Annotated in this window: 19 protein-coding genes and 1 pseudogene; 19 read left to right on the top strand and 1 reads right to left on the bottom strand. The window is 43.6% G+C overall.

The genetic code is table 11. The features are described 5' to 3' along the window. Positions 1-49: 49 nt before the first annotated feature. From H9628_RS00870 to H9628_RS00810, 13 genes are all read left to right on the top strand, one after another. On the top strand, positions 50-1,945 hold the full coding sequence (locus H9628_RS00870; protein WP_251832230.1) for an alginate lyase family protein: 1,896 nt from the start codon (positions 50-52) through the stop codon (positions 1,943-1,945). Beyond that, positions 1,942-3,204 carry a glycosyltransferase family 4 protein gene (locus H9628_RS00865; RefSeq protein WP_251832229.1) on the top strand — a complete coding sequence of 421 codons (1,263 nt, stop codon included), beginning with the start codon at positions 1,942-1,944 and terminating at the stop codon, positions 3,202-3,204. The genes H9628_RS00870 and H9628_RS00865 overlap by 4 nt, the downstream gene beginning before the upstream one ends. 3 nt (positions 3,205-3,207) lie before the next feature. After that, on the top strand, positions 3,208-3,819 hold the full coding sequence (locus H9628_RS00860) for a sugar transferase (protein WP_251832228.1): 612 nt from the start codon (positions 3,208-3,210) through the stop codon (positions 3,817-3,819). Further along, entirely contained in the window at positions 3,816-4,478 is a 663-nt protein-coding gene (locus tag H9628_RS00855; RefSeq protein ID WP_251832227.1) for an acetyltransferase, read from the top strand. The genes H9628_RS00860 and H9628_RS00855 overlap by 4 nt, the downstream gene beginning before the upstream one ends. A 330-nt stretch (positions 4,479-4,808) precedes the next feature. Then, positions 4,809-5,945, top strand: coding sequence for a DegT/DnrJ/EryC1/StrS family aminotransferase (locus H9628_RS00850; protein WP_251832226.1), 1,137 nt, complete (start codon positions 4,809-4,811; stop codon positions 5,943-5,945). Positions 5,946-6,510: 565 nt separating this feature from the next. After that, the gene (locus H9628_RS00845; protein WP_251832225.1) at positions 6,511-7,152 is read left to right on the top strand and encodes an outer membrane beta-barrel protein; all 642 of its coding nucleotides are present in this window, start codon (positions 6,511-6,513) and stop codon (positions 7,150-7,152) included. Positions 7,153-7,219: 67 nt separating this feature from the next. Continuing rightward, positions 7,220-8,011 (top strand): polysaccharide biosynthesis/export family protein, encoded by a 792-nt coding sequence (locus H9628_RS00840; RefSeq protein ID WP_251832224.1) that lies wholly within the window; start codon positions 7,220-7,222, stop codon positions 8,009-8,011. A 9-nt stretch (positions 8,012-8,020) separates the two neighbouring features. Next, a complete protein-coding gene (locus H9628_RS00835) occupies positions 8,021-10,345 on the top strand; it encodes a GumC family protein (protein ID WP_251832223.1) in 2,325 nt (774 codons plus the stop codon). Between the two features lie 368 nt (positions 10,346-10,713). After that, positions 10,714-11,820 carry a GEVED domain-containing protein gene (locus H9628_RS00830; protein WP_251832222.1) on the top strand — a complete coding sequence of 369 codons (1,107 nt, stop codon included), beginning with the start codon at positions 10,714-10,716 and terminating at the stop codon, positions 11,818-11,820. Positions 11,821-12,002: 182 nt separating this feature from the next. Continuing rightward, positions 12,003-14,735 carry a TonB-dependent receptor gene (locus tag H9628_RS00825; protein ID WP_251832221.1) on the top strand — a complete coding sequence of 911 codons (2,733 nt, stop codon included), beginning with the start codon at positions 12,003-12,005 and terminating at the stop codon, positions 14,733-14,735. 24 nt (positions 14,736-14,759) lie between these two features. Continuing rightward, entirely contained in the window at positions 14,760-15,974 is a 1,215-nt protein-coding gene (locus H9628_RS00820) for a DUF4876 domain-containing protein (protein ID WP_251832220.1), read from the top strand. 14 nt (positions 15,975-15,988) lie between these two features. Beyond that, positions 15,989-17,515 (top strand): DUF6850 family outer membrane beta-barrel protein, encoded by a 1,527-nt coding sequence (locus H9628_RS00815; protein ID WP_251832219.1) that lies wholly within the window; start codon positions 15,989-15,991, stop codon positions 17,513-17,515. A gap of 34 nt (positions 17,516-17,549) precedes the next feature. Next, positions 17,550-18,698: a cytochrome-c peroxidase gene (locus H9628_RS00810; protein ID WP_251832218.1), complete on the top strand. Its 1,149-nt coding sequence runs from the start codon at positions 17,550-17,552 to the stop codon at positions 18,696-18,698. 175 nt (positions 18,699-18,873) lie between these two features. Here H9628_RS00810 and H9628_RS00805 read toward each other — a convergent pair whose 3' ends face one another. Continuing rightward, complete coding sequence (locus H9628_RS00805; RefSeq protein WP_251832217.1) at positions 18,874-19,074, bottom strand: hypothetical protein; 201 nt, start codon at positions 19,072-19,074, stop codon at positions 18,874-18,876. A 1,033-nt stretch (positions 19,075-20,107) separates the two neighbouring features. Here H9628_RS00805 and H9628_RS00800 point away from each other — a divergent pair. From H9628_RS00800 to H9628_RS00775, 6 genes and pseudogenes are all read left to right on the top strand, one after another. Then, positions 20,108-21,373, top strand: coding sequence for an ABC transporter ATP-binding protein (locus H9628_RS00800; RefSeq protein ID WP_251832216.1), 1,266 nt, complete (start codon positions 20,108-20,110; stop codon positions 21,371-21,373). A 16-nt stretch (positions 21,374-21,389) separates the two neighbouring features. Further along, the gene (locus H9628_RS00795; RefSeq protein ID WP_251832215.1) at positions 21,390-22,313 is read left to right on the top strand and encodes a glycosyltransferase family 2 protein; all 924 of its coding nucleotides are present in this window, start codon (positions 21,390-21,392) and stop codon (positions 22,311-22,313) included. 69 nt (positions 22,314-22,382) lie between these two features. Beyond that, positions 22,383-23,393, top strand: a pseudogene (locus tag H9628_RS00790) (acyltransferase family protein). A gap of 12 nt (positions 23,394-23,405) precedes the next feature. After that, positions 23,406-24,260, top strand: a complete 855-nt coding sequence (locus H9628_RS00785; RefSeq protein WP_251832214.1) for a glycosyltransferase — start codon at positions 23,406-23,408, stop codon at positions 24,258-24,260. Positions 24,261-24,323: 63 nt separating this feature from the next. Beyond that, positions 24,324-25,397 carry a hypothetical protein gene (locus tag H9628_RS00780; RefSeq protein WP_251832213.1) on the top strand — a complete coding sequence of 358 codons (1,074 nt, stop codon included), beginning with the start codon at positions 24,324-24,326 and terminating at the stop codon, positions 25,395-25,397. Positions 25,398-25,408: 11 nt separating this feature from the next. Continuing rightward, complete coding sequence (locus H9628_RS00775) at positions 25,409-26,374, top strand: glycosyltransferase family 2 protein (RefSeq protein WP_251832212.1); 966 nt, start codon at positions 25,409-25,411, stop codon at positions 26,372-26,374. Positions 26,375-26,535 lie beyond the last annotated feature (161 nt).

Genomic DNA, 26,535 nt, shown 5'->3' with positions numbered 1-26,535 from the left:
GCACCGGAACAACGATAGGAGAATTATAATAAATTAAATAAAATAACCATTGAATCTTAAACTTGCTCTCCAGCTTTTTACCAATATGGGTTCACGATATACCGCGTACCGGGTAAAGCATGAGCTGGAGAAAAAAGCCGGACTTTTAAAAAAGAGGCATCCTGCAAATCCTCAGCCCAGGTTCTTTATTTCTTTAAGGGAGTGGCGAACGCAGGAGTCTGTCTTTTTGGTAAGCGAAAGGGAAACTTTGGATCCTGCTGCGCGGGAAACTAACCCAGCTTTAAAGGAAAAAGCCCAAAGGATTATTAACGGCGAAACGCTGTTTTTCAGTGCTGAATGGAAATCTCTTGGGAAAGAATATGACTGGCTTACCAATCCGACGACCGGTCACCGCTATGACGGTAAGGTGCACTGGTCAGAAGTTGCGGATATCAGCCAGGAAGCCGGTGACATCAAGTATGTTTGGGAAAGATCACGCTTCAGCTGGCTGCTTACGCTGATAAGGGATGATTATCACAATGGGACCGACCATGCTGAATATGTTTTTACGCAAGTTGACGACTGGATCGCCCGCAATCCGGTAAATCAGGGTCCCAACTGGCGATGCAGTCAGGAATCCTCGTTAAGGATCATGAACTGGTGCTATGCCTTACATTATTACAAAAATAGTGAGTTCCTTACGGAAGAGCGCTGGGCCAGAATACAGAATGTCATTTACTGGACGCTGCACCATGTCTATCATCATATCGATTTTTCGCGCATTGCTGTCCGTAACAACCACGCCGTTACAGAGACCATGTCCCTCGCCTTAAGCTGCATTCTTTTCCCGTTTATACCGGAAACTAAAAAATGGTCGGAGAGAGGTAAGAAGTGGTTTGAAGAGGAGGTGGATTACCAGATCTATGATGACGGTACTTTTCTGCAGTTTTCGATGAACTATCACCGCGTGATGATCCAGCTGTTTTCGTTCGGCCTCGCGCTTTCAGAAATAGATGGGGAAAGATTCTCTGATAAGGTGTACAGTAAGGCATATAAATCACTTGATTTTCTGTACCAATGCCTGCAGGAGGAAAACGGCTGGCTGCCCAATTATGGGTCTAATGACGGCGCATGGTTCTTTCCACTGTCGGATACCGACTACCGCGATTACCGTCCCCAACTGAATACCCTGAGCCAAATTCTAACCGGCAAGCCTATCTATACTGAATCTGCCCTAACTGAAGATGCTTTCTGGATGGTTCATCACCTGCCTCAAAAGGCTGAGTATATGGCGCCGCTCCTTAAGAAATCGGGAACACTTTCGTATCCGACAGGAGGCTTTTATCTACTCAGGACCCCGGACCATTTTACGATGATACGTTGTGGAAATCATAAAGACCGCCCCGCGCAGGCCGATAATTTACACATTGATGTCTGGGTGAAAGGGCAAAATATCCTGCGTGACAGCGGTACCTACCAGTACAATACAAGTCCGGAACTGCTGGATTACTTTATGGGCTCCGCCTCGCACAACACCGTGATGGTCGACGGGAAATCGCAGATGCTGAAAGGCAGCCGCTTTATCTGGTATTTTTGGACGCAGGCCAAAGCTGCCCAGTGGAAGGAGACACCTAGCCACTATGTATTTGAAGGTGAGGTGTCAGCATTCGCTTATTTAAACCCTAAAGCTTCACACTTCCGACGTGTGCTGATTTCTAAAACTTCACCCATCTGGACTGTGGAAGATCAGCTTAAAGAATTGCCGGAATACAGCAAAAAACAATTGTGGCACACCGCGGATAAAAATGCGGTAAAGTTCAGTGCGTTTGAGAAAGACATCATGATTACTCCAGCATATGAAAGGTCTTACGTATCTGATTATTACGGGCAGATGGAAGAGGCGGAAGCGGTAAGTTTTACTTTCCGGGAAAAAATCATAACCAAAATAGAATTAAACACTCAATGAAAATATTACTCCTTCATCAGTACTTTTTAGAAGAGGACGACTCCGGTGGGTCGCGCTGGAATGAAATTACGAAAGTATGGACCGATGCAGGACATGAAGTTACGGTGATTGCAGGCATGATGCACTATGCCTCAAATGAAAAAAGACGCGAATACAGAGGCCGCTATTTTAAAAAGAAAAAACAGGGTGCTGTAAATGTTCATAGAACGCATGTTTCTGAGGCTTACAACAAAGGCTTTCTAGGTCGTCTCTGGGCTTATTTTTCATTCATGTTCTCCTCCTTATGGGCCGGTATATTTTATGTGAAGGGTAATTACGACGTTATCATTGTTACATCCCCACCTTTATTTGTAGGTTTTTCCGGTTACCTCATTTCAAGACTGAAAAAGATTCCCATGGTATTTGAAGTCCGTGACCTGTGGCCGGAATCCGCAATAGACACCGGTGTTTTGACCAATAAAGCGATGATCAAATTCGCCTATGCGTTTGAAGATTTTCTCTACAGAAAGTCCTCACTCATCAATGTGCTGACACCTGCCTTTTTTCAGACGCTTCAATATAAAAAGAGAGTGCCGGTGAATAAACTCATCATGATCCCCAATGCAGCTGACTTCACGCTTTCGGAGGCTGTACTGAAAGATTTTGACCGCGATCAATTCCGGGAAGACCATGACCTTACCGGCCGGTTCATCATTACCTATGTCGGTGCCCATGGGGTAGCGAACCACCTCGATCAGATTCTTGAGGCCGGAAAGCTTCTTGAAGATACCAACGTGCTATTCCTGTTAATCGGTCAGGGCATGGCCAAAGAGGGACTTATTCAGAGGGCTGCGCAAATGCAGGTCAAAAATGTCAAATTTCTGGATCCCGTAGCGAAAAGCGAAGTCTTCAAGTATATTATCGCGTCCGAAATGGGGGCTTCTGTACTGAAGAAAGTTGATACTTTCAAGACCGTATATTCGAATAAGACGTTCGATTATTTTTCCTGTAAAAAACCGATACTCATGGCTATTGACGGCGTGTCCAGAAAACTGGTTGAGGACGCGCGTGCCGGAAGCTATGTAGAACCCGAGAATGCGCACGAATTTAACCGAATTATCAGGGCGTATCTGTCGGACCCAAAGCGTCTGAAGATGGAGGGAGAGAACGGTTTTCTTTTTGCAAAGGAAAACTTTGACAGGCAGGTTCTTGCAACGAGGTATCTGGAAGCACTGAAAGTATTGGGAAAGAAATCACGAGCTATTGATAATACTCATTAAGACATGTATCGAAATTTCATTAAACGCCTCATCGATATTACAGCTGCCTGCTTTGGCCTCCTGGTCCTGAGTCTTGTTCTGTTCGTGGTAACGCTTGCACTGACTGTAGCGAACAACGGCAAACCCTTCTTTTTCCAGCGCAGACCCGGGAAGAACGGAAAGATCTTCCGTATCGTAAAATTCAAAACGATGACGGATGCGAAGGATGCGGAAGGTCAACTGCTGCCGGATGCGGAGCGGCTGACGTCGATCGGCAGTTTTGTAAGGAAAACCTCGCTTGACGAGATCCCGCAGCTCATCAATGTTCTGAAAGGCGACATGTCGCTGATCGGTCCCAGGCCTTTGCTGCCGGAATACCTGGCGCTGTACAGCCCGGAGCAGGCGAGACGGCATGAGGTAAGGCCCGGAATCACCGGGTGGGCGCAGGTGAACGGTCGGAATGCGGTGAGCTGGGAAGATAAATTCAAGATGGATGTGTGGTATGTGGACCACCTCAACCTCAGCCTCGACCTCAGAATCCTGCTGCTGACCGTTCAGAAAGTTTTCAAGTCAGAAGGTATCAACGCGGAAGGTCAAGCTACTACAGAACGTTTTAAAGGAAATCAAATATTATGAAGAAGATAGCAATCATAGGTGTCGGCGGGTTCGGCAGGGAAGTGAAAATACTAATTGACCATATCAATGAGGTGGAGCCACAGTATGACATTGTCGGTTTTTATGATGACGGCGATGGTCTGAACAGCGAGTACAACGGTATTCCGTATATGGGCAAAATCGAGGAATTAAACCGCCTTCCTGAATCTATGGCGGTTGCGGTCGGCGTCGGTGATCCTCATACAAAGGCGAAAATCCTGAGCCAGATATCCAATCCGGATCTTTATTTTCCAGTTCTGATACATCCCTCAGTAATTATGGGGCAGGATGATATCACTATCGGTAAGGGTACCATTATCTGTGCGAATTCGATTTTGACCTGTAATATCCACATTGCAGAATTTGTCACTGTAAATTTATGCTGCACAATTGGGCATGATACCGAAGTCAGCAGGTTCTCATCATTTATGCCTGGTGTTAATATTTCAGGTGAGGTCGTAATACAGGAGAGGGTATACGTGGGAACCGGCGCTAAGATAATTAATCAGGTGGAAGTAGGAAAAAGTACCATCATAGGTGCTGGTGCAGTGGTTGCGAAATCATTGCCTGCGAACTGTACAGCGGTAGGGCTGCCCGCCAAGCCCATCAAATTTCACGATCCTGACCATTTTCAGCATTGACAATATATCGAAATACGTACAATTCTTATAAGTGGAAACCATTATTAAAAACCATTAGACACCTATTAGCAGTGCCAATGGTTTTTTGCTATGTTAACCTTTGTTTTTATCTATCGTAAATTCAAATTTATCTACTCCTACCTTGTTGATAATCCGAGACTTTTGCGTAAATTTGCACCCGTAATTATTATAGCAGTTCTTTAGTACAAGTGTAGCTTTTATATGCCTGTATTTAAAGCCGGAATTCACGATGTGGTTCAATGTTAGAATAATAATTCCGCGCTGAAAAGTGTATAAAAATTGTCCTTCACCCTTATCTAACGAAACTTCATGAAACCAAAAATATGGCTCTCCTCGCCCCACATGGGTGGCGCTGAAATAAAATATATTCAGGAAGCTTTTGACCAGAACTGGATCGCGCCGCTGGGCCCGAATGTTAATAATTTCGAGCTTGACCTCGAAAACTATCTCAACCACAATTCGAAGGTAACTGCACTCAGTTCAGGTACTTCCGCGCTGCATCTCGCGCTGATGATGTGCAACGTGAAGCGTGGTGAAGAAGTTTTCTGCCAGAGCATGACGTTTTCGGCGTCGGCCAATCCTATCACCTACGTGGGTGCCCACCCCGTGTTTATCGACAGTGAGCCTGATACGTGGAACATGTGTCCGGAGGCGCTGCGCGAAGCGCTGGAAGACCGGGCCGTTCGGGGGAAGCTTCCCAAAGCTGTGATCGTAGTGCATCTCTACGGAATGCCGGCAAAGATGGATGAGATCCTGCAGGTCTGCGAAGAATACGGCGTGACCCTGCTGGAGGATGCCGCTGAAGCCTTAGGCAGCACGTACAAGTCGCAGAAATGCGGAACTTTCGGACAGATGGCAATCCTGAGTTTCAACGGCAACAAGATCATTACCACTTCGGGTGGCGGTGCGCTGGTTTCCAAATCCTTTGCCCGCAAGAAGCGCGCGATATTTCTTTCCACACAGGCGCGCGAGGATGCGCCCCACTACGAACATGCAGAGATTGGATATAACTACCGTCTGAGTAATGTGTCGGCGGGTATCGGCCGGGGCCAGATGGAAGTTCTGGATGAACGCATCGAAGCACGCCGTGCCAACCACCGCTTCTATTCGGAGCTTTTCAGTGAAATCGACGGGGTAGAAGTACTGACGGAGCCTAACAGCGATTATTTCTCCAACCACTGGCTGACGGCCATCAACATTAATCCGGAGGTGGCGGGTTTCTCCCGTGAAGATTTACGCGTGCGTTTTGAGCGTGAGAATATCGAAAGCCGCCCGCTCTGGAAACCCATGCATATGCAGCCTGTCTTTGAGGAAGCCCACTATTTCGGGAGCGGTCATGTGGCAGAGAAATTATTTGACAACGGACTGTGCCTGCCTTCGGGCTCCAACTTGACCGACGCAGAAAGGGCGCGGATCGCTGAGGTTCTTAACAAGGTGTTGGTTTAATCGGACTTTTGTTTAAGGTTTGAGAGTTTGGGGGTTTCAGGGCTTCGAGGATTTAAGAATGGGTGTAAGCGTGTATGAGTGGTCAGGTGCACTTTTGCTTTGCGAATGAAGTCTCTTCTCAGCCGTGGCGGATTCGTGTGACAAGCGGGCGGAGCCAAGTGAAAGAGTTTTTTTAAAACCGGGCCTGATCTTTAGTGCGGTTGTCATCCCCACTGTATCAGTTGTCCTCCCGACGGAGGAGGGATCTCTGGAGATTGACTTCGTCGAACCGCTTCGCCGGTTTCTTCATTCCGCTGCGCTCCATTCTGAAACCGAAGGTTCGGCGTAGCCAATGACAAACGCTATTCCACCAAGAACTATCTAGCATTTAACAAAAGTCTTGTTGTCATGTCGACGGAGGAGGGATCTCCACTGGGCACGTCCGTTTACCCCAACCTAAAAGATAATCCGGCTGTTTTAATTTTGCGCCGGGGCGCTACTCTACGCAGAAAATCAGCAGAATGTGAAATAATTTTAATTAATTTGCAAAGATTTTAAGCGAACTAAAAGTCAATCACAATATCTGATGAAGAACCTTATCCCCGCGCTGGCTCTCCTTTTCTCTGTTCTTGCGCACGCGCAAAACTTCAAATACGGCGTCACCGGCAACTTTCACCGCGGCTCTATCGCCGGCGTACACGATTATTCGACCGGAAAATATGGCGGCGGACTGGGATTTTTCGCGCAGTGGTCACTCGTGGAAAACGACGTTTTCGATTCGGCCTGGCTCTACCTCACCCCGCAGATCGAGTACAACATGCAGGGTGAAAACGCCAAAGCGGACCGCGATATCTACGGTCTGCAGAAATACCACCACGATTATATCGCCATGCAGGTCTATCTCAAATGGTTCTTTCACCAGGGCAACATGAAGCGCGACGTCTTTCTTTTTGCGGGTCCGCGCATCGAGTATATGGTGAGGCAGGACGTTAACGTAGATCCGGCGTACAATGCGGTCTATTACCAGTACAACCTCGACGATGAGGTGAAAAAATTCGGTTATGGTGTTTCAATGGGTGTCGGTCTTAAAATAAACCAGCATCTTGAAAGTTTCCTGCGGTTTGACCGCGGTTTCAGCACCGTATATCCTAAAAACACATATAATAACACGTATAACCGCATGCTTGCGGTAGGTCTCAACTATTTTATCGACGAAAACTGGTGGTAAAAGGGCTAATCACCTCAAACCTAGAGCCGGTGAAAAACATTTATCTTTGCAGTTATCAATGACATCAATGAAAATATATTTTCCGGTTTTCTTCGTCCTCGCACTGCTGGTCACTTCATGTAAACCCAAACAGAATGTGGTTTATATGTCGAACAACAATTTCGAGCAGGAGGTTTCGCAGGCGCGTTTCAGCGGGCTTCATATCCAGGAGGGCGACAAACTTCAGATTACGGTATCGGCATTCGATGAACTGGCGGTGAGGCCGTTCAACCGAAGTTCGATGGCGGGAACCGGTAATGCCGCAGAGGGTTCTGCAGGTGCGGGTACGGCAGCCGGCAGCGAATATATCGTAGGGTCCGACGGAACGATTGCTTTTCCAGTGCTCGGACCGGTTTTCTGTAAAGGAATGACGAAGCAGCAGCTTGAGGATGACCTTGAAAGCCGGCTTAAGCGGTACATTACCGACCCGATGGTCACCATTACGCTGACCAATTTCCATATATTTGTACTCGGTGAGGTGAACGGTCCCGGTCTGAAGACCAGTCCGACCGAAAAACTCAATATTTTTCAGGCCATCGCACTGGCGGGTGACCTGTCTTATGACGCCAACCGTACCAATGTGAAACTCATCCGGCCTTCCGAAACTTCGGGTAAGGATGAAGTGGTATCGCTCGATCTGTCTGAAGCGTCCATCGTGAATTCGCCGTACTATTATCTGCAGCAAAACGATATTCTGTATGTAGAACCCGACCGCAACAAACAGATCGCGGTCAATTCAGATTCAGCTACCGACAAGTGGATCCGCTACGGCGGCGTGGCACTCGGTCTCATCACCCTCATTATCACACTCACCCGGTAACCCTCCGCCATGGAACTATTAGAAAATCCGGTGCCGGCACCGCGCACGAATCCGGTCAACCTCAAGAAAGAAATTGCGAAATACCTGCGGAAGTGGCCGTGGTTCCTGCTGAGTATGGTGCTCTTCTACGCCGCGGCGAAGCTATACCTCCGTTATACCGAACCGCTGTATTACTCAAAGACCTCACTCAAACTTCAGGAGTCTAAAGGGAAAAGCACCGCACTCAGTGACCTGAAAAATCTGGGTATGGGCGTGAGCGGTGACAACGAATTGCAGGGCGAAACCACCGTCGTCGTTTCCAAACCCATTTTGGGCGCTGTGGCTGAAAACCTTAATCTGGCGGTCACCTTCTACAGTATGGGCGCAATCAAGGAGGTTGAGCTTTACCGGGATTCGCCGGTTACCGGCAAGATCATCAGCATCAATCAACCCGATGCTTTTTGGGGTCAGGAAATGGTGATGTCGCCGGTAGGCAACAATTCATACAGGTTTTCCGGCTCGAAAGACATCTTCCGCTTTGGGTTGCCGGCCAAACTTTCTTTTGGTGTGGTACAGATCGATGCAAAACCGGGTGCGCGTCTGGGGACACCGGTGAAGGTGGTATTTAAAAATCCAAAAAACGTCGTCAGTTCACTCGAAAGCCAGATCAATGTTTCTCTGCCCGAAAACAAAGGTCTCCTGATGGAACTTTCCATGGTGGGTCCGGTTCCGAAAAAATCTGAGGACATCCTGAACGAACTTTCGAAACAGTATATCATCGACGGGATCAACGATAAAAACAAGGAAGCGCAAAACAGTCAGGATTTCATCGATGAGCGTTTGGCGATCATCAGCGAGGACCTTTCGGGCATCGAAGGGCAGAAAGAAAACTTCAAAAGATCCAACCAAATCGTGGACCTTGAATCCCAGGCCAGTCTGGCATTGAGTAAAGCCGATGAGAATACGAAATCTGTCGTGACCAACTCCATGCAGCTTGACCTGGTGAATTCTGTACTTTCAGCCACGTCCGGCGACCAGTTGCTGCCTTCAGGTCTGGGTCTGAATTCTGCGGCTGAGGCCGGTATTACCGAATACAACAGCCTGCTGCTTACGCGGAACCGGCTTCTCAAGCAGGCGACCTCCGAAAACCCGTCGGTTGTGGAAATGAACAAACAGTTGGCGGCCTTAAAGAATCTGATCCGTAAAAACCTGGTTGAAACCCGCGAAACCCTGCAGCTTCAGATCGGTCAGGCGAACGCCCAGCTGAATGTGGCGAAAGGGAATATCAGCCGCTATCCGACGCAGGAAAAGATGTTCCGAAGTATTGACCGTCAGCAGACACTCAAGGAGCAGCTTTACCTTTATCTGTTACAGAAACGCGAAGAAAACGCCATCACCCTGGCTGTCACGGCTCCGAAAGCCAAGATCGTGAATCCGGCATTTACTACCGGCATTGTAGAACCCAAATACTCACAGATCCTGTACGGGTCGGTGGCAGCAGGTTTTCTGCTGCCATTGCTGCTGTTTGTGGGTTTAAATCTGCTCGATACCAAAGTGCATACGAAGCAGCACATCCTTTCCCACCTGCCCGATGCCTCCGTGATCGCTGAGATTCCCGTCAATGCGGAGGAAAACGCCATCGTGCATCCGAACGATTTCTCGGTATTCGCCGAATCCTTCCGTATCCTGGGGTCCAACCTTAAATTCATGCTGAAAGCCAAAGAAAAAGGTAGCGGTGGCGTCATACTGGTGACTTCCTCGGTGAAAGGGGAGGGCAAGACTACCATTTCAATGAATGTAGCCCTTACGCTGGCCGGCAAAAGCCGTGTCATCATTGTGGGCGCGGATATCCGCAACCCACAGCTGCACCGCTTCGTGAACGGTAAGAATGTGGGTTTGACCGATTACCTCGTATCCGATGAGGAAAGCGCTGAAAGCTACATCATCCCTTCGGGCATCAATGACAATCTCGACGTGCTCTTCAGCGGTCAGATCGCGCCCAACCCGAATGACCTGCTCGACATGAAGAAGTTCAACGACCTCATCACCCACCTTAAAACGACTTACGACTATGTAGTGCTCGATTCCGCGCCAGTAATGCTCGTAAGCGACACGCTGCACCTCGTGGAAAATGCCGATGTGGTGTTGTACGTGGTAAAATCTGATTTTACCGAGAAAGAGATGATCGACTTCGCCGGCGGTTTCCGCCGCGAGAACCTGATCGGCAACATGGCATTTGTCCTCAACAGTGTAAAACCCGAAGACACGCGTTACGGCAACCGGTACGGTTACGGATACTACTCGTATACCAGCGACGTGAAGCGGAAGTGGTGGGATTTTAGGGGAAGAGTTTGAGTTTGAGGGTTTGAGGGTTTGAGAATTTGCTTTTGCTGCGCAAAAGAGATCCCGTCTCCGCCGCGGCGGATCGGGATGACAAGGGATTTGAAAATGTGGTAATTTGAGAATTTGAGAATGTGCAAAAGAGATCCCTCCTTCGTCGGGATGACAAGGACAATTTGAGAATTAGCAGCAGAGATCCCGTCTCCGCCGCGGCGGATCGGGATGGACCCATTAAGGTCTTACCCCGACCTTTCGACATCATTCCGGACAAGTAAAATTATTAAAATACAGTTCCAAAAGGCATCCTCATGGCCTTAGTAAGCGCCTTGTTCTTGGGTCAACGCAAAAATTATCGCTATCTTACACTCATAAACATTTTATTTATGAGAATACTTTTACTATTTCTTTCGTTTCTTACTTTTTCGTCATTTTCCAATGCTCAGACTGCAGGCTGCCTTACGGCACCGAACGGACAGTATCCTTCAGGTGTCTTTACGCCCAACTGTACCGGTACTACCGAACTTATCGTCGATTATGCCTTTACAGGTGAATATTCGGTGGTGAAACTTACCGCCGGCGTCACTTATGAGTTCATTGCCGATCCCATTGAAGGTGATGTTGTTTTCGTGACGGTAGCTACGGCAGACGGTACTACCGTGCTTAGTTCAGGTGCGGGTAAAGCCACGTGGACCGCAGCAGCTGACGGCAATGTGCGCTTCTACACCCACCGCAATGCCAGCTGCCTCAGCAGCGACTGGGAATTTACGGCCAGACGTATCAAGTGTACCCAAATTATCCGCGACTCCTATTGTGAGCCTTCACTCAACTGCAGTGACGGCGCCGTCATCCAAAGCGTGAAACTCGCAGACCTTGAAAGTCTGTCCGGTTGCAGCAGCAGCGGTTTTTCGGATTTCAGTGCGAAAACAGCCACGGTTTCCCGCGGAGGAACTTACACCCTCGAGGTCATCATCGGTTACGGTTGGTTTGAACAGTCGGTTTCCGTTTGGATTGATTATAACAAAAACTTCCTGTTCGATGCGAACGAATTCATTTATGTCGGTTCTACAGACCAGGGAACGCTGACTAAAACCATCACCATCCCTGCGAATGTCGCAGACGGTGACTACCGTATGCGGGTAAGGCTTTCAACAGTTGGTCCAGCAGGAGCGACAGCCGGTAAGGCCTGTGATGTGTCCGATACGTATGGCGAAACCGAAGACTATACGATCAAAGTTCAGGGAACCATGGGTGTAGGCCACAGTTCTGTCCAGGCAGTTCAGATCTACCCAAATCCGGCTAAAGACCTGGTCAATATCAATGCACAAAGTGCTGTCAGCGAAATTTTGCTGGCGGACAGTATGGGCCGTCCGATCGCGAGTTTTGGCGGTACAGAGAAAATCGATGTGCGTCATCTGAAAGCCGGCATGTATCTGATGACGGTCCGCCTCAAAGACGGCACGGCCATTACAAAAAAGCTTATCAAGCAATAATCATTTAATAATTTAAGTAAAAACCGCTCCGTTTACGGGCGGTTTTTTTGTGTTTTGCAGGCAACTGCTGTACAATGTATTTATGCACAAATGTTCGTTATTTTTATTAGTTCTAAATAAAATTTAATACTTTCGCAAACTCAATATCCTGACAAATGTTTTAACCGGATATCAGTCGCGTTGTGAAAAAGTATATTCTTCATCTGTTATTTTCTTTTTTTTCTTTGTCTGTCTTTGGGCAAAATACCCTCCGTCTGGAAGTAAATGTTCTTGACGGGAAAAAATCAGCAGTGGAGGATGCCACGGTTTCTATCCATCAAAAAACTTTTGTAACCAATTCTTCCGGACTCAGTATTTTCAATTTAGCTCCGGGAACTTACACCCTGCAGATAACGCATCCCAATTATCAGGAAAAGCAAATCAGTGTACATCTTACTAAAAATACCCAATTAGACATACAGCTTCAGTCCGAAACAAAATTGGAAGAAGTGTTTATCACCGCAAAGGAAAAAAAAGGATTAACGAGTACGTCCGTAATTGACCGAAAAGCGATGGAACATTTGCAGCCATCGAGTTTTACGGATTTACTGGAGCTGCTGCCCGGTGGTTTATCACGGGATCCCGATTTCACCTCGGTGAACAGGATTGCTTTGCGCGAAAGTGCAGGTGCCCCGAGTGACTATATTACTTCTGCACTGGGCACACAGTTTATGATGGATGACCATATTCTTAATTCGAATGCAAATCTGTTAACCTCCTCTGATCCAAGACATTTGTCAGAAAGGCCTCTTAACTTAAATTCTACACGAACGGGCGTAGATATGCGCACGATTTCAACCAATGATATTGAAAGAGTAGAGATAATAAGGGGAATCCCGACGGCAGCTTACGGAGATTTAACGTCCGGGTTAATCAAGATTGAAAGAAAGGTGGGCTTAACTCCGTTTCAGGCCCGTTTTAAAACCGATGGTTTCAGCAAGCAATATTATGTTGGAAAGGGATTTTCGATGACTGAAAACTGGCAGCTGAATGCGAATCTCGATTTGCTCGACTCCAAAAATGATCCTACGGATTCGTACGATAATTACCGGCGTATGACAGGTTCTGTCCGTTCCAGGTTACTGACCAGCCTCTGGAACAGCCCATTGGAATGGCGGAGTACAATCGACCTTGCATCCAATATTGATACAAAAGAAATTGATCCCGATACGGGCGTTACCGCGATTGATCAATATAAAAATACCAGCCTCAGAATAAGTTTTACCAATAATTTTGCCTATACTTTAAATCAGAATAATTTTTTCAACCGAATTGTGCTCAATACGGCCATCCGCCAGGGCTTTGACCAACTGAAGCAGTCAAAACTCATTAATTTAAGCGGACCCCGTTCACTTCCGTTATCATTTGAGGCGGGTGAAAACACAGGATTTTACCCTACTTTGCGTTACATCTCGGATTTCAGTACAGACAGCAACCCCATCGATCTGTCGGCGGCTTTGCAGGCGACCGGAAAGAAGAAATCAGGCGGTTTTCAGTTTCAGTACGAAGCCGGTTTAGACTTCAGATATTCTAAAAACAGAGGAAACGGTATGCAGTGGGATTTGGCCACACCACCCAACTCAGTGATGGGTTCCCGCCCGCGGACTTTTGATGATATACCCGCCTGGCAAAATGCAGCTGCTTTTGTGGGAAATGAACTTAATTACCAATTGGGTCAACACCGGTTCAATTTATACACGGGTTTGCGGCTTTCGAAACTGCTGGGTCTTGATCCCTCCTACAAAATCAGCGGTGAATCTTACCTGGAGCCCAGGGTGAATTTCCAGTATCAACTTCCTGATATTATGCTTAAGGAGAAGCCTCTGGCTATTGATCTTACAGTTGGATACGGAGAATTTTACAAAACCCCCACCATGGGAATGCTTTTTCCCAATCAAAAATACTGGGATTATGCGCAGCTCAACTATTTCCACAATGATGAAAACTACCGCTATGTAAACTTCATGACTTATATTGAAAATACGGAGAATAAAGATCTTACCGCAGCAAAAAACAGCAAGAAAGAAATCAGGCTTAATTTATCGTACAGAAGGCATAATCTGTTCGTCACCTACTTTAATGAAATCCTGAACAATGGTTTCAGATCCACTTTACAGACCAGGGTTCACGAGTTCAAGCAATATGACGCGGCTTATGTAAACCACGATGACTGGAATAACGGGCCCAATCTGGCGAACATTCCTTACACCTTAAAAAAAGAATTCGGAACGTATTCTACCACAGAAAACGGAAGTGCAACTTTGAAGAACGGTGTAGAATTTGGGTATTCTTCACCAAGATTAAAAGTCATCAATACAAGATTTACACTTACCGGCGCGTGGTTCAGAACAGAATACAGAAATACGGTTCCGGTCATTGAAAGCCCGGCCATCTCCTTGGGGGGCCAAAATTTTCCCTACTACGGGATTTATAAGAATGATCAGGGCTATATCAATGAAAGTATGAATTACAATCTAATGATTGATACTTATCTTCCACAATTGGGTTTAACGGTCTCTGCTTCTGTGCAGGGAAATCTTTATGATTATAAAAAAAGTGACCAGCGGGTACCCGAACCTGAGCAGTACTACGGTCTGGATAACGTGATCCATGATTTTCAACCCTCAGACGCGCAGGACGCTTACCTGCAGTGGCTGGTACGGGGTGTCAGTTCAGATCATATTTCCAGAAGGTTAACGCATACCGTTCAGGCCAATTTAAAGGTGACCAAAGTAATTTACCGTGGGATACGCTCTTCCATGTTCGTCAACAGAATCTTCAATTACCAGCATCCCTATACTTTCCTAGGCAACAGAATCTACCGAAAGGTGGGCAATACTCCTTATTTCGGAATGGAGTTAACCTACAATTTTTAACTAATTATTTAAAAATATAATACTATGAAAAAAAGATTATTAATCTTCGGATTGCTCGCAGCAATGGCAACTACAGTAACGGTTTCGTGTTCAAGAGATGATGACGGGTTCGGAAGCGGCGCGGTAGTGGCGCAGAAAAGCAACTTAACAGTGACCCTTTCCGGAAAAGATATCTCTTCTTACAAAAATGTGGCAGTCGAGATCCAGGAGGTGAATACAGGAGCCATCACCAAATATAATTTCGTCAACCAAAGTGCACATACTTTTGACCTTCCTTACGGCTCCTACAAGGTAGTTGCAAACGGAGAGGCCATTATGGTCAGTTTAGATGAGGTGCAGGTTGGCGGAACCGCAAATATTGATATCAATACGGCCACATCAAATGTTTTGGTCAACCTTCAGATCAAACAGTTCAGCCAGGATTTCCTTATTGAAGAGGTTTTCTTTACCGGGGTAAAAACTCCGGATAACAAGAACTACAATAATTCGCGTTATTTCAAGCTGGTCAACAATACCGACAAGGTATTATATGCGGATAATTTAATTATTTCGGGATCGGAATTTTTCACCACGGTAAAAAGAGTTATTACGCCATATAATGTGGAAGAATATTTCCCAATTTCCAATATGATGGTTCTTACAGGTTCAGGAACACAATATCCGGTGCAGCCCGGAGATTTTATTGTGGTTGCAGATAATGCTATTGATCACACAGCATCAAACGGTTTCGATCTCCGTAACGCCGATTTTGAATTTCCAAGTAACAATCCATCTTTGGGTCACGTGGATAATCCTGCTGTTCCCAATGCGGCAGTGGTGTATACCAAAATGTCCTTCAACATGATATTCCTCTACACTACAAGCCAGGAAGCTTACGTGATTGCCCGTTTTCCGGCCGGTGAAAATCCCGCTACCTTCATACAGAATTACAAATACACCTATTCTTACACCAACGCGGCAGGGAACACAACTACCGTAAATTCTTACAAAATTCCAAATTCCTGGATTGTAGATGCGGTAAATACCAGCAGAGATGCAGATTTCCTGCATATAATTACCGGTGCTTCATTGGATGCAGGCTATACCAGTGCATCGCCAGGCTACAGCGGGAAAACTGTGAGAAGAAAAGTTTTGGGCCAAACTGCAAACGGTAAAAATATCTACAAAGACACCAATAATTCTGCTTCCGATTTCACCAGAGATTCACAATCCAGTTTTATCAACGGAATTATAAGATAAACCAGGCTATCACCATGTTCAGTATTAAGAAATTTTTATCTCCCTGTCTGGTTGCACTCGGTTCAATACTTCATTCTCAATCGGTTGACAGCAGCCTTATTTTTAAAAAAAATGTACAGCAGTACAGTGAGGAACGGTTTCTTACCCAACAGTATTTCTATAATCCGGCCAACAGGTCGGATTATAGTTCTGTGTCATTTTCAGAGCTCAGCATTTCCTATCAGAACGAAAATAAGAACATTTACCGTCAGCAGTCAGGTTCCGGATCAGAGGGTTTTTCCGTCAGCGCCGCATCTTATAAAAAGACTAAAAAGAATAATTTCCTCTGGGGAAATGCCGGTTACACCAACATCAATCTGAAAAACATCAAATGGAATGAAGATTTAGACTATGAACGGGTGGCTCCATACATTTTATCCGATTCGGTAGGGGGAAACAAAAAGCTGGAAGTCTATCAGTTTGGCGGGGGATACGGCAGGCAGTTCAGCAGATTCAGTTATGGAATCGAAGCCCATTATACAGCACAGATGGCTTTCAGGAACAGAGATCCACGCAGTAAAAACACGACATCGGACCTTATTTTAAGAGCGGGTGCGAACTACGATATTTACAAAAAATTGCAGGTAGGTGCATTCGGAGAACTGAATTTATATACCCAAACCGGTTCTGTAAATTTTGTAAGTACCGTCAATAAACCCATAATTTACCAAATGGTAGGTTTCGGATTCAGCAATAATTTTTTTAGCAGCGAATATGCTTCCGTACTGTTTGAAGAAACAGGATACCAGGTTGGCGGTCATATTTCAGGCAGCAAAGGAAAAGATTTTTATATCAGGGGAAGTTTAAAAAGGTCGAATAATGTAAAGGGAATTAAACCTAAAAATGCCAATAATTTTCTGGATGCAAGTGATCTTGAAAATGATCTGTATGCTATCGAAGCGGCGAAGTTCTTCAGCTTCGGTAAGCACAGAACCGGTCTTGTGGTTTCGTATACATCCGATATTCACACAGGATATGAGTTCGGGTATACCCACAATACCGAAATGATTCAGCAGATCTACAAAAGGGCTGCGTACAAACGCGAAAATTACAATTCCACAGCGAAACTGTTTTATCAGTTCACGAATGAGGATTTTGTAATGACTTTAGTTCCGTTCTTTAATTACAGCGAAATAACCGACCGCAGGATCTATCCGTTTTCGGGACAAAAATATGATGCTTTCACTTTGGGCATGCATACTGCCTTTCAACTGGAACTTTCAGATAATCAGGTGCTTTCTTTTAAACCCCGGTTTTCTTTCCGGAAAGTGAATAATGCCGTCAATGCTTTGGACCTCAGTCTCCGGCCGTCCATTGCAGATTGGGTGCTGCACGATTACCGCTTTCTCACAAGCAATACATCAACTTATGGCGCCAGTGTGCGGTATGACATTAAATCAGAAAAACTACCTGCATTTTTTGTAAGCGGAGAATGGTTTGCGCAAAACATTCAGCAAAAGAACAATAATTTTGCAGGCGCAAGTTTTGGCATCACCTTTTAAACCGCTTTTTTATCAATAATCATTACATTCAAAAATGAAGAGATACATCACCGCATTTACCGTATTATCCGTTTTTTTCCTGTGGAGTTTTACGCCGAAAGTGAGCAATACGCTATCCAACATACAGGATCCAACCATTGATGATATCGTTAAAAGCTACAAAAAGGCAATTGCAGAGTGGCCCAAACCAACTATTGACAAGGGTGTGAAATGGTCTGAATTTTCTTCTGTTAAAAGAGATTCTCTGTATTTTGAGGCACAGGACAGACCCGAGGTTATTTTGGGAAAAATGCTGTTTTTTGACCCTAAGCTTTCAAAATCGAATCAGATTTCGTGCAGTACCTGCCATGACCCCGAAATGGGTTGGACAGACAGAAGACGCGTTTCCATCGGGAACAACCATCTTTCAGGGAACCGCAATACCATTTCCCTTTTCAACATAGCGGACCGGACCACATTTTTTTGGGACGGACGGGCAAAAACACTTGAAGAGCAGGTCGCCGGACCTTTGGGTGCGCATCATGAGATGGATATGGACGTGAAATCGCTGCCCGAAAAAATTAAGAAAATCAAAGGTTATCAGCCTTTATTTAAAGACGCTTTTGGAGATGACAAAATCACCTATCCGAAAATTGTGAAAGCCATCGCCGAATTCCAGAAAACAATTAAAAGTCAGCCCAGCCGTTTCGATCAGTTCATTGACGGGAATTACGATGCGCTTTCCGACCGGGAAATTTACGGCATGCACATCTTCCGCACCAAAGCAAGATGCATGAACTGCCATAACGGTAAAAACCTTACCGATGAATCTTTTCATAATATCGGTTTGACGTATTATAAAAGAGAATACGAGGATTTGGGACTCTACAGTGTAACCGGAAAACCGGAAGATGTGGGCAAATTTAAAACCCCGCAACTCCGCGATCTCCTGTTGACAAGACCATGGATGCACAATGGTTTATTTGATGATCTGGAAGGTATTGTCAACATGTACAATAGCGGAATGCACATGATCGATCCGAAACCCGATCAAAAACTGAAAGATCCCAATTATCCGGTGACAGATTCGCTGATGCAGCCTTTAAAGCTGACAAAAGATGAAAAAACGGCGCTCGTTCTATTTTTAGAATCGCTTACAGGAACCAAATTCAAAATGCGCCGACCGGAATTTCCTGTGAAGTAATGGCGGTAATACCGGTTTTTACAAGACCTGATTACAAAATTCAAAGTGTAAGAGGATGTTACTGAGAAAGTTCGTAAAGTAGATTGCTGATGACAGAGCGGTAATGTCGGAGTCATTGAGATTTTAATGATGTAAAACGGTCGCATTGAAGAGTGTCTTTGCGGGGATAGTTCCTTTACTCATTATTTATTAATTGTATTTTCTGGAATTCGTGATATGGTGCACATTTGCACTGCGCTTCGCTCCGTTCTGAAACCGTAGGTTCGGCGTAGCCAATGACAAACCGCGTTGATCTGACAACAGTTGTCATCCCGACGAAGGAGGGACCTCTGACAAAGAGATTCTTCACTACGCTGCGCTCCGTTCTGAATGACATAGCGCGGTTGTTATTCCGACGAAGGAGGAATCTCCACTGACTGGTGCTCAAAGTAAGAGGTTCAATTCGATTATGCTTCTGAACTTCGTTCGCAGACCTTCAGTCTGTGTTCTAAAACCGAAGGTTCGGCGCAGCTAATGACAAAGCGCGTTCATCTGACAACAGTTGTCATTCCGACGAAGGAGGGATCTCTTTCTGAGAGTAATATAGGGTTGTAAAGTTTAACCTAGTCGAACGTTGAGATTCTTCACCTCGCTTCTGAACTTCGTTCGCAGACCTTCTGTCTGTGTTCTGAACCGTAGATTCGGTGAGCCAATGACATAGCGCGGTTGTCATTCCGACAAAGGAGGGATCTCTACTGATTGGTTTGCGATCAAAATGAGAGATTCTTCACTCCGCTTCGCTGCGTTCTGAATGACAAAAGTCCGTTCCACCAGGAATGATCTAAAGTTTAACAAAGTTTGGTTGTCATGCCGACTGTACTGGTTGTCATCCCGACGAAGGAGGGATCTCTTACTGACCGATCTGCAGGCTTTATTAGATTGACTTCGCCGAACCGCTTCGCTGATTTCTTCACTCCTCTTCTGAACTACATTCGCAGACCTTCAGTCTGTGTTCTGAAACCGTAGGTTCGGCGCAGCCAATGACAAACGCATACTGCGGTATTTAAAAATGACTTAGGAGATTTTTGCGTTAAGAAAAATTTAAATTTCTTTATCTCAAAATGTCTAAATTTGAACCACTTAAAAATTCCCTTTGTCCGAAGCGCGACAATAAAGAAGGATCGAAGAAAAAATCTCCTGTCCGCGCAAGTTTGAAACCTAACGAAGTGGTTCTACGACTGTAAGGAGTCAAAATTTTCTTAAAGAAATTTTAATTTTTTAGCAAAAAGCGACGCAGGAGCTTCGCTAACTCCATTAAAAATCTAAAAGTTAGGCGGCAAAGATCCAGTCTTGATTTTTTGTTACTTTTGCATCAAGGCAAACCCAACGTAGTGGTTCGACGAAGTCAAAAGTAAATAAACTAAAAAATTTTGAATCCAAACACCGCCATCCGCGCCGTCAACATCTCCAAACAATACCGCCTCGGTGAAGTCGGTACCGGCACCCTGAGCCATGACCTGAACCGGGCCTGGGCGCGCCTCCGCGGCAAAGAAGACCCCTTCCTTAAGATCGGCGAAAGCAACGACCGCGCTACCAAAGGCGAAAGCGACTATGTATGGTCCTTAAAAGACATCAACTTCGAAATTGAAAAAGGCGATGCCGTAGGCATCATTGGGCGCAACGGTGCGGGCAAATCTACGCTGCTTAAACTGCTGAGCCGGGTAACCAAACCTACGACCGGACATTTCGAAGTGCAGGGCAGGATTGCTTCTTTGCTCGAAGTGGGAACCGGCTTTAACCCCGAGATGACAGGCCGCGAGAATATCTTTCTAAACGGCGCTATTTTAGGTATGAGGCGTAACGAGATCAAAAGAAAGTTTGATGAGATCGTGGATTTTGCGGGCGTGGAGCGGTATATCGACACGCCGGTGAAACGCTACTCTTCGGGGATGTATGTGAGGCTGGCCTTTGCGGTGGCCGCGCATCTGGAATCTGAGATTTTAATTGTGGATGAAGTATTAGCCGTGGGCGACGCGGAGTTTCAGAAAAAATGCCTGGGGAAGATGGGCGATGTGAGTAAGGGTGAGGGAAGGACGGTGCTGTTTGTGAGTCATAATATGGCGAGTGTGAAAACACTATGTGATAAGGGGATTTTGCTTAAAAATGGTAGAATTGATTTTTCGGGGGATATCCATCAGTGTGTAAATGCCTATCTGACAAATGGCGGGCACAATATTCACTTTCAATCTTATGAAAGAGGAACTGCAAATGTTGAATTAAAATCAATTGAGATCAAAAATCGCAATCGTACTTCCTCTGAGCCCCTGGATGAAAATGGTCTCATTGAATTGGTTACTGAAATTGAAATTAAATGTAGCGAACCTGAACGATATCACATTACTTATCATTTAATAAGCGAATTGGGGGAAGCTTTGTTCAGTTTTAACACCTCGGAAAGTCTCAAACTCCGGCAAGGAAAAAACACCGTTGTTTGCCTATTTCCTCCTAATTTCTTTCAAAGTGGCTCATACAGTTTAAAATTTATGTGTGTGGTTGACCGAAGCCGGGCAGAATTTTCGATTGCAAATGCATTCACCTTTACGGTTCAGGATGGAGAGCGCGACCTCGGCGTCTATATGGGGCGAGAGCCGGGATATATTAAGCCAAAATTTGAATGGGAGATTGTCGCCAATTAAGTAGTTCTTTAATAATATGAGCTTATATCCCAAAATCACTGTAATAACGATCACCCATTGTCATGCTGAATATATTACGGAAACTTTATCCAGTGTATTACTGCAGGAATATCCCGGCGAGATCGAATATATTATTGCTAACGATAGATCGCCGGACAATACAGACGAGATTGTGAAGGCTTTTTTAGCGAGCCGGCAAGTTCCGTCAAATTTTAAAATATTTTATACGAGACACGAGGAGAACAAAGGTATGTCCGGAAATATTAACTGGGCTTTGCAAAGAGCTGCCGGGAAATATATTGCCATTTGTGAAGGTGATGATTACTGGACGGATCCGCTAAAACTCCGGACACAGGTCGAGTTTTTAGAAGAAAACAAGGAGTATGCTCTGTGCTTTAGCAATATGAACGTCCTTAGGAATAATGTTTTAGAGCGGAGAAAAAATCTACTAAGCAAGACCTCTTTCAATAAATCTGAAACGCCTTTCATACATATCCCAACTCCAACGGCCCTTTTTAGAAATTTTATGAAAGATTTGCCTCCACAACTGGCCAGTTCATTAATTGACGCCTCACTTTGGCTTTTTCTGTCACAATATGGATCCTTTTACTATTCAGACAATGCACCGGTGGTCTATCGGGTGCATGACGGTGGAGCATGGAGCGGGAGTACAGATCTTGTAAATTTTACAAGAAGTACGAAGGTGCGGATTATTGCCTGGAAGCATCTTAAAAATATTGATAAGATAGCAGTAGCAAATGTTATACTTAATTGGATCAATTTAAAGAAGACAGCTGAGCAAAATAATCGGATGATATTTGCGTACTGTTTGTCGATTTATCAAAGATTTTATTTTATTTCGTACTTGTATATTCAAAAATTTAAAGAAAAACTGGATATGTTATCTAAAGCACCATCTTCAAAAAAAAACATGGTGTAATGAAAACCTATTTTCCGAACCTAAATACCCTACGGTTTATCGCTGCCACGACAGTCGTAATTTTTCACGTTGAGTTATATAAAAAAATTTTATGGATTACCGAATCTATACCAACTTGCTTTTTTTCAAATTATTGGTAAACTGGCGGTTGTGCTTTTTTTTGTTTTAAGTGGATTTTTAATTACAACACTATTGTTAAGAGAGCAGCAAATTCATCAGAAGATAAATTTCAGAAATTTTTACCTCCGAAGGATCTTCAGGATATGGCCGCTGTACTTTCTTATTTTAGTATTAGGATTTTTTATAATTCCGTATTTTTCCATGTGGTCTAATGTGCCCAGCCCTGCATTCAGGCCAATTGGATAAAATTTCTGGGAAAAGCTGCTGATGTATATCTTTATCCTGCCGAACTTGGCCGTCGCTTATTACGGTGAAGTTACGGGTGCGTCGCAAAGTTGGTCACTGGGGACAGAAGAGCAATTTTATATTTTTTGGCCACTGTTTATTGTCATTTTCAGAAGGAGATTAATTCAAGGAATGATACTACTCCTCATACTGTATTGGATGATCAAATTAGGATTAGGTAATATTGCAGGTGTTGATTGGCGGATAAGTAATTTCTGGTCACTTTTCAATATCAACTGTATGGCTATTGGCGGTATTTTCGCAGCCATACATTTTCACAGATACAAAAGAATATTACAAATTCTATATAATAAGATACTCTTATTATTCATCGTCGGCTTTTTATTGCTCAGTTTGTCTTGCGGAATTAAGTACGGTTTCTTTCATCTCGAAGTTTATTCTGTTTTATTTGGAATCATTATACTTAATTTAGCCTGTAATCCCAGCTACGAAAAAATCCTTGAATGTCGACCGCTCAATTATTTAGGATCTATTTCTTATGGGATTTACATGTATCATCCGGCAATAGTTCCCTTAGCCATTCTGGCAGGAAAATATTTTGACAGCAATCTGGTGATTTATACCATTACGCTTGGTGGCACATTCATTATTTCTGCCTTATCTTACGAATATTTCGAAAAATATTTTTTAAAATTAAAGGCTAAATTTGCGTAATTAAAAGCTTAATTGTTAAGAATAATGCAGCAGTCCCCTCTTTTCTCCATTTTAATCGCACAGTACAACAACGGCAAATACTTTAGGGATTGCTATGACAGCATTATCGCGCAAACCTACGATAACTGGGAGGTGGTCATTGTGGATGATGGCTCTACTGACGACTCTGTCGCGGTAATGAAAAACATGATTGCTGCTGACCCGCGTTTTAAGTTGGAGGTTAATGATAAGAACAAAGGTTGCGGGTTCACCAAACGACGACTTGCCGAACTTGCGGCAGGAGAAATATGCGGCTTTCTGGATCCGGATGATGCGATTACCGTAGATGCACTCAAGCTGATGGTGACCGAACATCAAAAATATCCCGAAGCTTCGATGATTTATTCCAAACCTTTTTGGTGTGATGAAAATCTGCGGATTCAGTTCGAACGAGATACAATACAAGTTGAAAATTATGTATCTGATTTTTTTGATTTTGACGGTTATCTCTTTGCATTTCTTTCTTACAAATCTCACTTTTATTGTAGGACAGAAGGCATTAGTTCCTATCTTCTACGCGCGGTAGACCGTGATTTAGTTTTGAAACTTTATGAAGCAGGTCCAGCAATGCTATTGAACCAACCTTTGTATTACTATAGGGCGCACTCAAATAGTATATCATTGAATTTAAACGCGGACAAAGCCTATTTCTGGTATTGGGTTGTTATCATAGATGCTGCAAGAAGAAGAAATGTAAATATTGAGGATCTCTATTTGCACTTTTCTCTATCAAGTCAAAAGCAAAAGGCTTTGCAGATAGAACTTAATGGCTATAATAAATCTATTGTGTTTAAAGTATTTAGAAAGCTAGGTTTATTTAAAATTTAAAGATATATTGTAACGAAATAATAGTGTGGTAAAAGGGTGAGTTTTATAATATATCAAATTAGGTTGCAAATAAATAAATGGCCTACGGTAAAGAAAGTAGGCTTACTACTGTTGAACCTGTTCTATGATCTATACATACCTGTAATAGCCCTTGTAACCAGATTTATTCCGTACATAAGGCACAGAAGAAAATCGAATGTTATTGCGAAGCCAGGGACATTATCGTTTGCAGGAGGACTTTATAACCCTGGAGCTCTAAAATTAGATCAGCAGAATATTATCCTTCTTGCCAAATCTCAAAAAATACCTTGGTTTAATGCGGTAAGAGCCAATAGTAAATATTATTTACAAGGAAGTCCTGTTGTATTTATATTAAACACAAACTCACTTGAATCGGCACAATCTGTTGTAATTAAGAACGTAATCACACATATTGATGCTGATGATTTTGCAATAGAAGATCTTAGGTTGTTCCGCTGGGGTGATAAAATAATGATAAACCATACTTTAATTAGTAAATTGCACGAAGGACAAACCGTTCATTTAAAATCGGTGTCCTCCGCAATATCGGTACTTAGTTTGTCGGAAAATTCTGTCACGATACTTGCGGTGCCACAAGTTGATTTTCCTCGCCGCGCTGTTGAAAAGAATTGGATTTACGCCGAACATCAATCAAATCTTCTGCTATTCTATTCAATAAATCCTTTTAAAGTTTTAATTTTAAAAGACAGAGATACTTTTAGTTTCGAAACGGTTATTAATAAAACATTATCTAAGCAGTTAACCGATCCTGGTGGCTTCGGCACCCTAGTATCATTTAGTACAAATCCGATTAATTTCGATGATAAATTCTGGTTGGTAATTATACACCAAATAAACAATAAGCTCACTGGCCGTTGCTATTATCATTGGGCAATACTAATTGATAAAAAATCTTTATTACCGGTATTGATGACCAAGGAGCCTATATTCAATGGAATGGGAGCAAGAGGTAGACGCCCCGGAATCAGATATATTTCGTCGGTAGTCAAGAACGGAGACGATATATTATTCTTTGCTGGCGAAGGAGACGTGTATGTTACCGTAACGAAAAAAAGGGTACAGGACTTACAGAAGATGTTTGTTCGAATTTTGTAAAATTTTCTGTAGTGGCGTATCAAGAAACAATCTCAGTAATTGTCCCGGTTTATAACGTAGAAAAATATCTTGTGAGATGTTTACAGTCTATTCTTAATCAAACATACTCAAATATTGAAGTAATCCTTATTAATGACGGCTCAACAGACGGCAGTCTTATAATCTGTCAAGAGTTTGCTATAGTAGATGAAAGGATTGTAGTAATTAATAAAAGCAATGGAGGTTCAAGTTCTGCAAGAAATGCTGGACTAGCTTTAGCGACCGGAGATTATATAAGTTTTGTCGACAGTGATGATTACATTTCTCCACAAATGTTGGAGATCCTCTTGAATAATCTCAGATTTGAAAATGCGGATATTTCGGAGTGTGGTGTTTATCACACGTCAACCAAAATCGCAAAGATGACTTCAAATAAGATATACACTGTTGATAAGGAATCTTGGTTGTTAAATGTCATAGAAAAAAGTGAATACGCTGTTTGGCGAAGATTATATAAAAAGGAAATCTTGGAAAACAAAAAATTTAAAGTAGGATTTATTTATGAAGATGTTTTCTTTCTTTATGATATTTTAGACCGGATAAATAAAATTGTAAAGACGAGCGAGAAACTATATTTTTATTGTGATGAAAATAGTAGTATAATGCGTTCTGATTTTTCAGAAAAAAACATTAATGTAATTGTGGCCTCAAAATACCAATATGATTTTGTGACCACTTCAAGATTTAAAAACAACATTAAGGTAATGGTTGGCGGTATTTACAAATCAGATTTAGCTAATACTTTCTGTAACCTGAGTTATTATCCAAATTATGACAGGAATAAGAAGGTTCGTAAAATAATTCGGAAGGAACTTAACACGCTGCCATACAGTGGTATCTTGACCTTTTTAATAAGAAAATTACCAGTGCGTTTATCTTCTTATTTTATAAATATCAGAAAACGTTTTAGACATTCAAAATTTAAACTTTCTTTTTAATTAAATATGTATTGAGGAATTATATATATAATTAAATAATATATCATAAATAAAAAACCATTTTAGACATTAAATCACTCCTTTTAATTTCCCACAAAATGAACCTCGGTGGTACCGAAAAGGCACTGCTTTCACTGCTTGAAGCTTTGAGGCATTACCAA

This window comes from Kaistella pullorum, from assembly GCF_014837035.1.
GTDB lineage: Bacteria > Bacteroidota > Bacteroidia > Flavobacteriales > Weeksellaceae > Kaistella > Kaistella rhinocerotis.
This window is presented reverse-complemented; position numbering and strand designations above follow the sequence as displayed.